Below are 13,809 nucleotides of genomic sequence, written 5' to 3'. Positions count from 1 at the left end.
GGGGCGCGTCAGGCGGGCTGGACGGTGATCGTGCAGAGGCGCTTGGTGGCCCTGGTCAGGGCCACGTACAGGTCCCGCTCCCCGCCGGGGCGGGCCGCGGTGATCTCCTCCGGGTCCACGACGAGGACCCCGTCGAACTCCAGGCCGCGCGCCTCGGAGGCCGGTACGACGCGCGCGTGGCGGGCGACGCCCCGGGCCGTCAGCTCGCCCACCCTGGTGTCCGCGCAGACCACCCCCAGCAGCTCGCCCGGGTGCGCGGCGCTCTGGGCCCGGAGTTCCCGGAGGACGGCGGCGGCCAACCCGTCCGGGGGCGTGGTCACGGTGCGGGGGCTCTCACCGCCGCGCAGCGACCGGGTGGGCTTCTGCTCCGGGGCGATCCGCGCGAGCAGGCCCCGGACGCTCTCCAGGATCTCCTGCGTGGTGCGGTAGCTGACGGTCAGGTCGTGCAGCCTGAACCGCGGTCCGACGTGGGGGGCCAGCGCCTCCTTCCAGTCGCGTGCCGTCGCGACCGGGCCCGCCTGGGCGAAGTCGCCGACCAGCGTCATCGCCCGCGCTGGGCAGCGGCGGACGATCATCCGCCACTGCATGGCGGTCAGCTCCTGCGCCTCGTCGACGACCACGTGCCCGTACGTCCGCTCCGGAGGGCCGTCGACCAGGCTCGCCGCCTCGTCCAGCAGCGGCACGTCGGCGTCGGTCCACGGGGCGTCCGGACCGCGCAGCAGCAGGGACCGCTCCGGCGCGGTCAGCCGGGACAGCTGCTCGGCGAGGGCGTCGGCGTCCGTCAGCAGCGCCCGCACGAGGTCGCCGGGTGCCAGCCGCGGCCACAGCGCCTCGACCGCCCGGTCGAGGCCGGCGTCGTCGAGGAGATCGGCCCGGAGGGCGTCCAGGTCCAGCTCGTGCGCCGGACCCGTGTCGGCCGCGCCCTCGCCGCGGTGCCGGCCGGCCCCCGTGAACCGGTCGAGGTCCAGGCCCGTCATCGCGACGGTGTCGGAGTCGATCTGCTCCAGGACGTCGCCCATGTCCCGTTGCATCGCGTCGGTGACGGCGTCGACCAGGAGTTCCTTGAACACCTGGCGCGCGGGGTTGTGCCCCGGTACGGCCGCCGCGGCGGCGTCGCGTGCCGTGGCGACCTCCTCGGCGGACAGGTGGACCGGCTCCCGCCCGACCCGCACGGTGAAGTCGCCGGCGGGGGCCTGGTAGGCGCGCAGCAGGCCGGCCAGGGCGTCGGCGAGCTCGGCGCCGCCCTTGAGCCGCGCCGTGTCGAACCGGTCCGCCGCGGCCGGCGACACTCCGGCCAGCTCCCGGCAGGTCGCCAGGACGACGTCGTTCTCGCCGAGCGAGGGGAGGACCTGGGAGATGTAGTCGAGGAACCGGGCGTTCGGGCCCACCACCAGGACGCCCTCCTCCGCGGCGCGCGGGAACGCGTACAGGACGTAGGCCGCCCGGTGCAGGGCGACCACCGTCTTTCCGGTGCCCGGCCCGCCCTGCACCACGGTCACCCCGCGGTGGGCGGAGCGGACCACCTCGTCCTGCTCGGCCTGCAGCGTGGCGACGGCCGCCTCCATCCGGCCCGTGCGCCGTGCCGACAGCGCCTCGGTCAGCGGGCCGTCCCCCACGACGTCCTCCTCGGTCGGGGCGCTCCCGTCCAGCAGCTCGTCGCTCACCGAGACGACCGTGCGCTCCTCCAGGCGCAGGTGCCGGCGCCGCCGCAGGCCCATCGGGTGGACCGGCGTCGCCTCGTAGAACGGCCGCGCCGCGTTCGCACGCCAGTCCACCAGCAGGGGCAGGTCGTCCTCCTCCCGGTGCAGTCCGATCCGCCCGATGCGCAGGGCCGTGCCGTCCGCCCAGTCGATCCGCCCGAATACCAGACCCTTTTCGGCGCCCTCCAGCCGGCCAATTTCCTTGGCCAGCCGATCGGCGGCGATTTCCCTCTCGTACGCCTCACCGGCGCTTTCCGCCGGAGCCTTCAGCAGACCCGCCCGGTGCATTCGCGCCTCGGAAAGCCGCTCGGTGAGGAATTCATACAGGGAGGACACATAATCCCGCTCCGACGCAACCGCGCGCACAACGGGATCATTCGCATTCGACACGGGGGACTCCTTCGATTCGAGCCACACCATACGGTCAAAGCCCCTCGAAGGTAAGTCTTGACTTACCTGGTGAAGCCATGGCCTTACCTCTGAATCCAGGACGGCCGACCGTGCGGCGCATTACGCATTCCGCCGTTCCGCATATCGCCGATTTGCGTTCCCGATGCCCGTATGCCTTATGGGCGGGCCCGCCCCGGACGCCGGTGATGTCGTGCCGCACCCGGGAAAAGGGGAAAGACCCGGCGCGGCGACCGGCGCCGAACGCCACGGACGGGCCGCGGCCCCGTTGACGGCCGCGCCGTACCCCTCTACAACGGAGCACAGGCCCCGGAGACGGTGGACCGTGCCCTGGCACGGCCCGCCCGGGGCACCCCGAGAGATCCTGAGGAGCAACACCATGGCTCCAGATCCAGACGTCAGCCGCTGCCCGGTGCTGGACATGACCGCCCGGGACCCGCACCGACAGAACGCCGAGCTCCGCTCCGCCGGACCCGCCGTGCGGGTCGAACTCCCCGGCGGCATCATCGCCTGGTCCGTGACCCGCAGCTCGGTGATCCGCGCCCTCACCGGCGATCCGCGGATCTCCCGCGACCCGCGCAGGCACTGGCCCGGCCTGGCCTCGGTGCCCGAGGGCTGGCCGATGGGGCCGATCGCGTTCCAGCAGAACTTCTTCAACCTCTACGGCGGCGAACACCGCTCGGCCCGGCGCCGGATGGCGCCCTCGTTCGCGCCCCGCCGGGTGTCCGCGCTGCGGCCCGGCATCGAGAAGACCACCGCCGCCCTGGTCGGTGCGTTCCGTACGCTCGGCCCCGGCGAGGCCGTGGACCTGCGCCACGCCCTCTCGCGTCCGCTGACCATGACGGTGATCTGCGACCTCTTCGGCGTCCCGGCCGACATGCGGCCGCCCATCGGCACGGCGATGGACACCCTGCTGACGACGACGGCCACGAACGAGCAGATGACGCGCTCCCGCGCGGAGATCAACGTGGTGCTGACCGAGCTGCTGGCGCTCAAGCGGCGCGACCCCGGCCCGGACCTCGCCAGCGACGTGGCGGCCGTCGACACCGGCGACGGGACCGGCCGCAGCGAGGAGGAGTCCCGCGACATCCTCTTCCTGATGCTCGGCGCCGGGTACGAGACCGCGGTCAACCTCATCACCAGCGCCGTCCAGGCCCTCCTGGCCCACCCCCGCCACCTGGCCGAGGTCCGCGCGGGCACCCTCGGCTGGGAAGCCGTCGTCGAGGAGACCCTGCGCTACGAGAGCCCGGCGATGCACCTCCCGCTCCGCTACCCGCTGGAGGACGTCGACCTGGGCGAGGGCGTGGTCATCCGGCGGGGCGAGCCGATCCTGCTCGGCTTCGGCGCGGCCGGCCGGGACCCGGAGGTCCACCCGGAGCGGCCGGACGACTTCGACCCGACGCGCCCCGACAAGGAGCACCTGGCCTTCGGCTACGGCCCGCACTTCTGCCTCGGCGCGCCCCTCGCCCGACTGGAGACCGAGGTGGCCCTGGAGGGCCTGTTCGGCGCCTACCCCGACAGCGCCCTGGACCCGTCCCGTCCGACGCCGCCCCGGCTGGAGTCCGCCATCATCAACGGCCCCGCCGAGCTCTGGGTCGTCCCGACGCCCGCCCTGGCCGCCGGGGTGTGACGGCCCGCCCCGGTGCCACCCGGGGGCGAGCAGCCCGGCCCGGCGGCCGCTGCGGCACGTCCGCGCCGGGCTGCCCCCTTGTTGCCGGTAGTCGTGCCCGTGACCTGCACACCGGCAAGTGTGCGGACCACAGGAGGTATGGGGGACAGGACCATTGACCCGGAGTCAGCGGCTCCGGAAGTATTCGCGACCATGACTACGCGCGTAAACGTTCTGTCGCGGTGGCTGGTCGCCCCGCTGCGGTGGGCGGCCCTGCTGTCGCTGCTGGTGTCGGTCGGAGTGTTCTTCGCCGGTGCCGGCGCGGCCGAGGCGGCGCCCGCCTGCGGGGTGCTCTCCACCGGTGCGGCGCCGCAGGCGACCGCCGCCGTCCGCTCCGCCTGCGGGCTGATCGGCACCCCGTACTCGTGGGGCGGCGGCCACGGCTCGCAGCCCGGCCCGACGTACGGCCTCTGCGACCCCGCCAACGGCGCCCCCAACGACTGCAACGTCCGCGGCCTGGACTGCTCCGGCATGGTCCGCTACGCCTACGACCTGGCGGTCGGCGACGACGTCATCAACGGCACCACCCGGACCCAGTGGCCGACCTCCCGCGCCGTCGCCCGCTACTACCGGGCGGACGGGACCGCACCGCTGCTCCCCGGCGACCTGGTGTACTTCGGCAACACCGCCTCCACCATCCACCACGTCGCGATGTACCTCGGGCAGGGCTGGATAGTCGAGGCCCCCTACTCCGGCGGCTACGTCCAGGTGGCGACGCTCTCCTCGCACGGCGACTACTACGGCGCCATCCGGCTGTACGGCCCCGGCTCCACCACCCCGCCGCCGACCACGCCCCCGTCGAACAGCGGCCAGTACTGGGTGGACACCCTCGCCAACGCGCCGGTGTACGGCTCCCCGACCTCCACCACCAGCACCGGGACGCTGTACCAGGGCACCAACTACGTCTACTGCAAGGCCTGGGGCCGCGAGGTCTCCAACGGCAGCGCCTTCAACCACTGGTGGCTGAAGACCGCCCCGGACTCCGGCCCCGGCGGCCAGTGGGTGTCCGCGTTCTACCTGTCCCGCTGGGGCAACGACACGGCCAAGGACAACAACGGCACGACCATCCCCACCTGCCCCGGCGGCGGCACCCCGCCCGCCACCGGCAAGTACTGGGTGGACACCTTCGCCAGCGCGAGCGTCTACTCCTCGCCGACCTCCACCAACGCCACCGGGACGCTGAACCAGGGGACGAACTACGTCTACTGCAAGGCCTGGGGCCGTGAGGTCTCCAACGGCGGCAGCGTCAACCACTGGTGGCTGAGGACCGACGCCGACGGGGGCCCCGCCGGCCAGTGGGTCTCCGCGTTCTACCTCTCCCGCTGGGGCAACGACACCGCCAAGGACAACAACGGCACGACCATCCCCGACTGCTAGGAAGCCCCCTCCGCCCCGTGCCGGCCGTCTCCCCCGAGGCGGCCGGCGCGGTCGTTCCTCCCCGAGGAGCGCCCCGAGGAACGCCCCAGGGGAGCGCCGCGGGGAGGAACGGGAAGCGATCAGGATTCGAGAAGCGCGCGCCCGGGGTGCGCGCCTAGCGTTGCAGTCATGAGCGACCTCACCATTCACTGGACCTTCCTCCCGCACACCGACCCCGAGGCCTCCCTCGCCTTCTACCGCGACCTGCTCGGCTTCGAGGTGCGCAGCGACGTCGGCGGCGGCCCGATGCGCTGGATCACCGTCGGCCCGGCCGGCCAGCCGGACGTCTCCCTGGTGCTGGAGCCGGCCTCCGCCGACCCGGGCCGCACCGAGGAGGAGCAGCGGACCATCACCGAGATGATGGCCAAGGGCACCTACGCCCGGGTCGTCCTGGGCACCCGCGACCTGGACGGCGTCTTCGACCGGCTGAAGTCCGGCGGCGCCGAGCTGGTCCAGGAGCCGACCACCCAGCCGTACGGCGTCCGCGACTGCGCGTTCCGCGACCCGGCGGGCACCATGGTCCGCTTCAACGAGCTGAGCTGAGCTGAGCTGAGCCGGGCTGGGCCGGGCTGAGCCGGGCTGAGCCGGCTGGGCCGGGACAAGCCCGGCCCGGCCCGAGGGCGCCGGGGCCCGTCCCTCCCCGCCGTCGGCCGCACCCGAAAGCCGTTCGATCCCGGCCGGATCGATGGTTGGATCGAAGGGTTCGAGCACACCGACGGCGGCCGCGGGGCGGGCCCGCCGGCCCCTCCCCCGGGAGAGACCCCCGAGAGACCCCGAGAGACCGCCGAGAGCCAGGGAGCGAAGAGAACGATGCCCAAGCGGACGGACGCGCAGCCGCACGTCGCCGACAGCCACGACCTGATCCGCGTGCACGGCGCGCGCGAGAACAACCTCAAGGACGTCAGCATCGACATCCCCAAGCGCCGGCTGACGGTGTTCACCGGGGTGTCCGGCTCGGGCAAGAGCTCGCTGGTCTTCGACACCGTCGCCGCCGAGTCCCAGCGGCTGATCAACGAGACCTACAGCGCCTTCGTCCAGGGCTTCATGCCCACCCTGGCCCGCCCCGAGGTGGACGTCCTCGAGGGCCTGACCACCGCGATCATCGTCGACCAGCAGCGGATGGGCGCCGACCCGCGCTCCACCGTCGGCACCGCCACCGACGCCAACGCGATGCTGCGCATCCTGTTCAGCCGCCTCGGCACCCCGCACATCGGCTCCCCCAAGGCCTTCTCCTTCAACGTCCCGTCGATCAGCGGCGCCGGCGCCGTCACCGTCGAGCGCGGCGGCAGGACGGTCAAGGAGCGGCGCAGCTTCAGCATCACCGGCGGCATGTGCCCGCGCTGCGAGGGCCGCGGCAGCGTCTCGGACATCGACCTCACCCAGCTGTACGACGACAGCAAGTCGATCTCCGAGGGCGCGTTCACCATCCCCGGCTGGAAGACCGACAGCTGGTGGACGGTCGGCGTCTACGCCAACTCGGGCTTCCTCGACCCGGACAAGCCGATCCGGAAGTTCACCAAGAAGGAGATGCAGGACTTCCTGTACCGGGAGCCGACCAAGGTCAAGGTCAACGGCGTCAACCTCACCTACGAGGGCCTGATCCCCAAGATCCAGAAGTCGATGCTCTCCAAGGACAAGGAAGCGCTGCAGCCGCACATCCGGGCCTTCGTGGAGCGGGCCGTGACCTTCACCGCCTGCCCCGACTGCGAGGGCACCCGGCTCAGCGCGGCGGCCCGGTCCTCGAAGATCGCCGGGATCAGCATCGCCGACGCCTGCGCGATGCAGATCAGCGACCTCGCCGACTGGGTCCGCGACCTCGACGAGCCCTCGGTGGCGCCGCTGCTCGGCACGCTCCGGCAGGCCCTCGACTCCTTCGTGGAGATCGGCCTCGGCTACCTCTCGCTGGACCGCCCCTCCGGCACGCTGTCCGGCGGCGAGGCGCAGCGGGTCAAGATGATCCGCCACCTCGGCTCCTCGCTCACCGACACCACGTACGTCTTCGACGAGCCCACCACCGGCCTGCACCCGCACGACATCGACCGGATGAACCGGCTGCTGCTGCGCCTGCGGGACAAGGGCAACACGGTGCTGGTGGTGGAGCACAAGCCGCAGACCATCGCGATCGCCGACCACGTGATCGACCTCGGTCCGGGGGCCGGTGCGGCCGGCGGCACGGTCTGCTACGAGGGCGACGTGGCGGGGCTGCGCGCCGGCGGCACGGTGACCGGCCGCCACCTGTCCGACCGGACGGCGCTGCGCGAGGCCGTACGGAAGCCCACCGGCGCGCTGGAGATCCGCGGCGCGAACACCCACAACCTGCGGGACGTGGACGTGGACGTCCCGCTCGGGGTGCTCACGGTGGTGACCGGGGTGGCGGGCTCCGGCAAGAGCTCGCTGATCCACGGCTCGATCCCGGTCGACGAGGGCGTGGTCTCGGTCGACCAGGGGGCGATCAAGGGCTCCCGGCGCAGCAACCCGGCCACCTACACCGGGCTGCTCGAACCCGTCCGCAAGGCCTTCGCCAAGGCCAACGGCGTGAAGCCGGCCCTGTTCAGCGCCAACTCCGAGGGCGCCTGCCCGACCTGCAACGGCGCCGGGGTGGTCTACACCGACCTGGCGATGATGGCCGGGGTGGCCACCACCTGCGAGGACTGCGAGGGCAAGCGCTACCAGCCGGCGGTGCTGGAGTACCACCTGGGCGGGCGGGACATCGCCGAGGTGCTGGCGATGTCGGTGACCGAGGCGGAGGAGTTCTTCGGCTCGGGCGAGGCGAAGCTCCCGGCCGCGCACCGGATCCTGGAGCGGCTGGCCGACGTCGGGCTCGGCTACCTGAGCCTCGGCCAGCCGCTGACCACGCTCTCCGGCGGCGAGCGGCAGCGGCTCAAGCTGGCCACCCACATGGCGGACAAGGGCGGCGTCTACGTGCTGGACGAGCCGACCACCGGCCTGCACCTGGCCGACGTCGAGCAGTTGCTGGGGCTGCTGGACCGGCTGGTCGAGTCCGGCAAGTCGGTCATCGTGATCGAGCACCACCCGGCGGTGATGGCGCACGCCGACTGGATCATCGACCTCGGGCCGGGTGCCGGCCACGACGGCGGGCGGGTGGTCTTCGAGGGCACCCCGGCCGAGCTGGTCGCCGCCCGGTCCACGCTGACCGGCGAGGCGCTGGCCCGGTATCTGGGCTGAGCCGGACCGACTCCGCGCCGCGCCTCCGCGGAGCCGGGGCCCTCCCGCCGGGCCGGTCAGTCCAGCGGGAGGGCCATCTCCAGGATCCGCGCCGAGGGGTCCAGCACGTACGGCGTGGACCCGCCGGTGTGGACGAACCCGCGCCGCAGGTAGAAGGCGGCGGCGCGGGGGTTCGCCTCGTGCACCCCGAGCAGCATCCGCCCGGCGCCCCGGACCCGCGCCCAGGCGAGCACCGCGTCCAGCAGGGCGTCGGCGACGCCGTGCCCGCGGCCGCGGTGCGCCGGGTCCACCCAGACGCCGATCAGGTCGAGCGCGCCGGGCTGCTCCCGGTTCGGGACGGACAGCATGGTGGCGACCCACTCCCCCGTGGCGTCCACCGCGACCAGGCCCAGCTTGTCGGGCTCGTTGACCCAGTTGCAGCGGGCCCGCCAGTTGCCCTCGCCCTGGTGGCTCGCGTACTCGTGGGTCTCGCCGAACGCCAGGGGCGTGTCGAGGAGTTGGGCCAGCCGTACCTTCCGCAGGCGCTGCCAGTCCTCGCGTCCGATCCGCTCGATCCGGTGGTCCATCGTCTCCCCGTCACACGGCGCTGCCTCCGCCGCCGGTGATCACCGGCGGCGGAGGCAGCGTAACCGGTGCCCGGACTACGGCTTGATGCGGACCACCTGCGGGTCGTGGTCGCTGGCCTGCTGGGCGAACTCGGCGTTGATGTGCACCACGTCGTACTTGGCGTAGCCGACCTCGGGGCTGACCAGGATGTGGTCCAGCACCTGCGAGTTGCCCTGGTAGACGTACGAGTACTGCTCGGTCTCCGGCAGCTCGTTCACCAGGTCGCGCAGCACGCCGTCCTTGGTGAGCGCGGCGAGCGCGGGCGAGAACTGGTAGTCGTTGAAGTCGCCGAGGGAGACGACCTTGGCCTCCTTGTCGGCGGCCAGCAGCTTGGCGACGAAGGACTGCTCGACGGTGGCCTGCTTGATCCGCTGCACCTCGGAGCTGCGGGTCGGCTGCTGGAAGCGGCTGTCGATGCCCTGGTCGCCGCCCTTGCTGTTGAAGTGGTTGGCGATGACGAAGACCTTCTTGCCGCGGAAGGAGAACTGGCCGACCAGCGGCTTGCGGCTGTTGGTCCAGGCCTCGTCGTTCGGCTCGATCCGGCCGGGCGAGGCGGTCAGCGCGGTGCCCGCGCCGGTGCCGGTCACGCCGACGGCGGTGGTGGCGCTGCCGCCGGGGATGTCGGTGAAGGACACCCGCTGCGGGTTGAACAGGAAGACCTGGCGGATGTTGCCGCCGGGCTCGCCGCCGTCCTTGCCGTCCTGCGGGTCGACCGAGCGCCAGTCGTAGGCCGGGCCGCCGGCCGCCTTGATCGCGGCGATGAACTTGGCGACGGTCTGGCTCGCGTCCACCGTGCCGTCGTTCTTGTTGCCGTTGTTGTCCTGGATCTCCTCCAGGGCGACGATGTCGGGCGAGCGCAGGTTGGTGACGACGCCCTGGGCCAGCTCGGCGAACTTGGCGTCCGGGTTGCCCGGGGCCAGGTTCTCCACGTTGTAGGTGGCGAGGGTGAGTTCGCGGTCGCCGGCCTGGGCGGTGACCTCGCGCTGGAGGTGGTTGTCCTTCAGGGTGCCCATGGTGCCGGCGACCAGGGTGTAGCCGCCGAAGTTGTTGTAGTCCAGCGGGCCGGTGGTGGTGCCGGTCAGCTCGTCGCCGACGTTGGCGACCGGGAACGGCCGCTGGTTCACCGGGGCCTGCTGCTGGATCATCAGCCGGCCGACGTTGGGCTCCTTGTACGACTCGTACAGCAGGCCGCCGCGCTTGCTGCGCTGGTCCTGCTTGTCGGCGGCGACCCACAGCTCGTTGTACTTGTCGGTCGCCTGCACCACCCGGACGTCCTTGACCTGGACGAGCATGCCCTCCAGGGACTCGTAGAAGTCGAGGGTGTACTTCTCCGGCTGGAGCGTGCCGCCGTCGATGGAGCCGTCCGGGCCGGCCGGCGGGGCGTAGGTGCCGGGGATGTTGCGGGTGTCCACGACCACCGGGGCGGGCAGCGGGTTGCCGGCCGACAGGACGGTGATGCCGGGGGCGGTGATCTCGGTGATGGACTGCGAGCCGCCGCTGTAGTTCGGGTAGTACTCGGTGACCTTGCCGCTCACCAGCACCGAGTCGCCGACCTGCACGGTCGGGTTGCCGCCGGTGTAGACGAAGATGCCCTCGCTGGTGGCCGGGTCGGCGTCGGGGTTCGGGTCCTGGAGCCAGAAGCCCTTGACGCTGCCGTACGCGCGCACGCCGGTGACGATGCCGGGCACTCCGGTGACGGGCTTGCCGGCCTGCGGGGATATCCGGGTGCTGCCCTGGATGTCGTGGATCCGCAGCGGGCCGGCCTCGGTCGGGGCCGGGGTCGCGGGCGCGGCGGCGTTCGCCACCGGCAGCGGGACGAGCACCAGCGAGGCGGCCAGCGTGGCCGGGATCAGGGCGGCGCGCAGCAGGGTTCTGCGGGGGCGGGAGGCGGGGGCGGTGGTCACCGGGGCAGGGCTCCTAGCTCCGTCGTGCGGCACGGTCGTGGCACGGCGGTCCGGGCGGAGGCGCGCGTCGGGCGCGCGCTGCTCGCGTGGCGAAGAAGCGGAGGACGGTCTCCCGCCCCCCGCGGCGCCCCTCAAGATACGCGCGTAGAAAATGCCCCGACAAGACCCCGACGGTGAACGGACGGTTCCCCGCAGGTGACGTGACGGCCGCTCAGCCCGGGTTTCTCACAGCCCGCTCCCAGCGGACTCCCAGGAAGCCTCGATCCGCTCCACCACCAGCTCGCACAGCTCGTGGGTGCGCAGCGCGTCGTGGGCGTCCAGGGTGTGCCCGGCGCGGACGGCCGCCAGGAAGGCGAGCACGCACTGCTCGATGCCGCGCTGACGGGCCACCGGCACCCAGTCGCCGCGGCGGCGGACGGTCGGCTGGCCGCGGTGGTCGACCACCTCGGCCAGGTTGTGCACCTCGCGCTTGGAGTCGCCGCCGGAGACCTCCAGCACCTCCTCGGTGGAGCCGGAGACCCGGTTCATGATGCCGAGGGCGGTGAAGCCCTCGCCGCCGAGGGTGAGCACCACGTGCTCGACCAGCCCGTCCCGGGTGCGGGCGCGGACGTCCACGTGCTCGATCTCGCCGGGGGCCAGGAACCGCAGCACGTCCACGACGTGGATGAAGTCGTCGAACACCAGGGTGCGGGCCGCCTCGGCCAGGCCCTCGCGGTTCTTCTGGAGCACGATCAGGTCGCGCGGGCGCTCCTTGGCCTGGGCGTAGCCGGGCGCGTAGCGGCGGTTGAAGCCGACCATCAGCGAGCGGCCGGTGCGGTCGGCGAGGTCGACCAGGCGGCGGGCGCCGTCCAGGGTGTAGTCGAGCGGCTTGTCGACGTAGACGTCCACCCCGGCGGTGAGCAGCTGCTCGACGATCGGGACGTGCTGGTCGGTGGCGGCGTGCACGAAGGCGGCACGGATGCCGCTGCCGATCAGCGCGCCGAGGTCGGTGAAGCGGTACTCGGGGGCGATCCGGTGGGTCTCGCCGAGCCGGTCGAGCTTGGCCGCGTCCCGGGTCATCAGCCGCAGGTCCAGCCCGGGCAGCGCGGTGAGCACCGGAAGGTAGGCCTTCTGGGCGATGTCGCCGAGGCCGATCACCCCGACCGGGAGCGGGGCGTCGGCGGCTGGCGTGCTGGTCATGAGGCCTCCCGGCATGCGGACGATCATCGGCGGACCCACCTTACGCACCGGCCGGCCCTGGCACGCCACCGCCCGCCGTCCGGTCCCGTCCGTGAACTGCTGACCATCCGTCACCAGTGGCTGATCACAGCCCCTTCAGACAACATGACATTGTACTGTCACATTGTCTGGGGTACGGTGATCGAGCGCTGACACCGGGGGCCCGGTGTCACGGAACGGAGGGACGCGGCGGAAACCAGGGCTCCGAACGCCCCCGCGGCCGACCGCCCGTTCCACTCCTCGTGCCGCTCCACGCGTCCTCGCGGCCGAGACCCCCGCCGGACGTGTCCGCCGTACCGCTCACGCGTCACGGCACCGCCGGCGGCCCCTCCGACGCCTCCACCGCACCAACGCCCCGCTGAACGCCGGAGGCGCGCGCACAGTCCTGTCCCGTCGCTTTCCCAGGAGCACGCTCATGACCGCCACCGCGCACGTCGTCAGGTCGGCAACGAACGAGATCGCCACCGAACTCACCGCCCGGACCCTGCTCCAGCTGGCCGAGCGCGAGATCGGCGCGATCCACGTACGCGGCTACTACCCCGTCGAGATCGCCGAGCAGGTCGCCCAGAAGGCGATCAACCACCAGGCGCTCGGGCACTACCACAAGCAGTACACCAGCAGTGTCGGACGGGTGTACATGCCGCACATCGACACCAAGTGGGACGCCGAGCTGACGAAGCAGTACCACGACAGCGCCCTGCCGGCCATCGAGGACGTCCGCTCGATGTTCCACCCGTACCTCTCGCCGATCGACCGGGTGCGCCTGGAGCTGCAGGAACTGTGGCCGGCCGGCGCCAACCTGCTGCGGCTGCGCGAGCGGGCCTGCTTCGTCGGCGCCTTCCGCGTCTTCCAGCCCTCGACCTCGAAGTTCTACCCGCACAACGACGCGATCGACCAGGAGACCGACGCCCCCGAAATCGCGGGCGTGCTCAACCAGTTGGTCGCCAACGTCTACCTCCAGGTCCCGAAGAAGGGCGGCGACCTGCACCTCTGGCTGCGCGAGCCGACCCCGGAGGAGACCGCGACGATCCTCGACGTCGAGGGCCTGCAGCCCGACTCCGTGGAGCCCCCGGTCCACGTGATCCACCCCGAGGCCGGCGACCTGATCATCTTCAGCCCCCGGATGCTGCACGCGGTGACCAGCGGCGAGGACGAACACCGGGTCGGAGCGGCCGCGTTCATCGCCACCAAGGGCCCGAGGGAACCGCTCGTCTACTGGAGCTGACGCCGCTCCCGCCACAGCCTTCGAATCGACCGTCGACACGCAGAGAGGACTTCGGCATGCTCCCGGCGCTCGTCCGCGCACACGCGCGAACCCACCCGCATCGAACGGCCGTCGTCGTGGGTCGGGAACGTCTGACCTACGCCCGACTCGCTTCCAGGGCGGACCGTCTGACGGACCTGTTGCGGGCGTCGGGCATCGGTCGCGGCTGTCTGGTCGGCATCCATCTCGACCGCACGGCAGACGCCGTGGTCGCCCAGCTGGCGGTCCTCGGCGCCGGCGCGGCCTTCACCCTCGTCGAGCCCACCGAGCCGGTCGCCGAGGGGGCGAACCGGCTCGCCCTCGCCGCCCCCGACCTCGTGCTCGCCGAGCCGCGCCACCACGGCGAGCTGCGCCGGTCCGGACTGCGGGTGGCGGACGGGCACCGGGCCCCGCGGACGGTGGTCGGCCAGCAGTCGGGCCGGGTCGGGGCTCTGGGAC

Annotated in this window: 10 protein-coding genes; 6 read left to right on the top strand and 4 right to left on the bottom strand. The window is 72.5% G+C overall.

What is annotated here, in order from left to right:
* Positions 1-8 precede the first annotated feature (8 nt).
* The gene (locus tag ACWDCZ_RS10230; protein WP_449815706.1) at positions 9-2,036 is read right to left on the bottom strand and encodes a HelD family protein; all 2,028 of its coding nucleotides are present in this window, start codon (positions 2,034-2,036) and stop codon (positions 9-11) included.
* A gap of 451 nt (positions 2,037-2,487) precedes the next feature.
* Here ACWDCZ_RS10230 and ACWDCZ_RS10225 point away from each other — a divergent pair, with 451 nt between their 5' ends.
* The 4 genes from ACWDCZ_RS10225 to ACWDCZ_RS10210 all read left to right on the top strand — a co-directional run bounded on the left by ACWDCZ_RS10225 (position 2,488) and on the right by ACWDCZ_RS10210 (position 8,379).
* On the top strand, positions 2,488-3,738 hold the full coding sequence (locus tag ACWDCZ_RS10225) for a cytochrome P450 family protein (protein WP_449815705.1): 1,251 nt from the start codon (positions 2,488-2,490) through the stop codon (positions 3,736-3,738).
* A 192-nt stretch (positions 3,739-3,930) separates the two neighbouring features.
* A complete protein-coding gene (locus ACWDCZ_RS10220; RefSeq protein ID WP_449815704.1) occupies positions 3,931-5,154 on the top strand; it encodes a C40 family peptidase in 1,224 nt (407 codons plus the stop codon).
* 168 nt (positions 5,155-5,322) lie between these two features.
* Positions 5,323-5,736 carry a VOC family protein gene (locus ACWDCZ_RS10215; protein ID WP_049650434.1) on the top strand — a complete coding sequence of 138 codons (414 nt, stop codon included), beginning with the start codon at positions 5,323-5,325 and terminating at the stop codon, positions 5,734-5,736.
* A gap of 267 nt (positions 5,737-6,003) precedes the next feature.
* Entirely contained in the window at positions 6,004-8,379 is a 2,376-nt protein-coding gene (locus ACWDCZ_RS10210) for an ATP-binding cassette domain-containing protein (RefSeq protein WP_449815703.1), read from the top strand.
* 56 nt (positions 8,380-8,435) lie between these two features.
* Here the strand turns inward: ACWDCZ_RS10210 and ACWDCZ_RS10205 are convergent, their stop codons facing one another.
* From ACWDCZ_RS10205 to ACWDCZ_RS10195, 3 genes are all read right to left on the bottom strand, one after another.
* Complete coding sequence (locus tag ACWDCZ_RS10205) at positions 8,436-8,945, bottom strand: GNAT family N-acetyltransferase (protein WP_049650436.1); 510 nt, start codon at positions 8,943-8,945, stop codon at positions 8,436-8,438.
* A 75-nt stretch (positions 8,946-9,020) separates the two neighbouring features.
* Positions 9,021-10,889 (bottom strand): endonuclease/exonuclease/phosphatase family protein, encoded by a 1,869-nt coding sequence (locus tag ACWDCZ_RS10200; RefSeq protein WP_375873637.1) that lies wholly within the window; start codon positions 10,887-10,889, stop codon positions 9,021-9,023.
* Between the two features lie 225 nt (positions 10,890-11,114).
* Positions 11,115-12,068 carry a Gfo/Idh/MocA family protein gene (locus tag ACWDCZ_RS10195; protein ID WP_449815702.1) on the bottom strand — a complete coding sequence of 318 codons (954 nt, stop codon included), beginning with the start codon at positions 12,066-12,068 and terminating at the stop codon, positions 11,115-11,117.
* A gap of 454 nt (positions 12,069-12,522) precedes the next feature.
* Between ACWDCZ_RS10195 and ACWDCZ_RS10190 the strand changes: the two genes are divergently transcribed.
* On the top strand, positions 12,523-13,332 hold the full coding sequence (locus ACWDCZ_RS10190; RefSeq protein WP_117486672.1) for a 2OG-Fe(II)-dependent halogenase WelO5 family protein: 810 nt from the start codon (positions 12,523-12,525) through the stop codon (positions 13,330-13,332).
* A gap of 116 nt (positions 13,333-13,448) precedes the next feature.
* Positions 13,449-13,809: AMP-binding protein (locus tag ACWDCZ_RS10185; RefSeq protein ID WP_449815701.1), on the top strand; the 361-nt coding region annotated here is incomplete at its 3' end.

The sequence above is a fragment of the Kitasatospora sp. NPDC001225 genome (assembly GCF_053597855.1).
The sequence above is the reverse complement of the archived record's forward strand: the minus strand, read 5'-3'. Positions and strand labels throughout refer to the sequence as shown.

Bases quoted from the DNA above. Each gene is read 5' to 3' on its own strand.
- ACWDCZ_RS10225 (WP_449815705.1), top strand. From the start codon at position 2,488: ATGGCTCCAGATCCAGACGTCAGCCGCTGCCCGGTGCTGGACATGACC.
- ACWDCZ_RS10220 (WP_449815704.1), top strand. From the start codon at position 3,931: ATGACTACGCGCGTAAACGTTCTGTCGCGGTGGCTGGTCGCCCCGCTG.
- ACWDCZ_RS10215 (WP_049650434.1), top strand. From the start codon at position 5,323: ATGAGCGACCTCACCATTCACTGGACCTTCCTCCCGCACACCGACCCC.
- ACWDCZ_RS10210 (WP_449815703.1), top strand. From the start codon at position 6,004: ATGCCCAAGCGGACGGACGCGCAGCCGCACGTCGCCGACAGCCACGAC.
- ACWDCZ_RS10205 (WP_049650436.1), bottom strand. From the start codon at position 8,945: ATGGACCACCGGATCGAGCGGATCGGACGCGAGGACTGGCAGCGCCTG.
- ACWDCZ_RS10195 (WP_449815702.1), bottom strand. From the start codon at position 12,068: ATGACCAGCACGCCAGCCGCCGACGCCCCGCTCCCGGTCGGGGTGATC.
- ACWDCZ_RS10190 (WP_117486672.1), top strand. From the start codon at position 12,523: ATGACCGCCACCGCGCACGTCGTCAGGTCGGCAACGAACGAGATCGCC.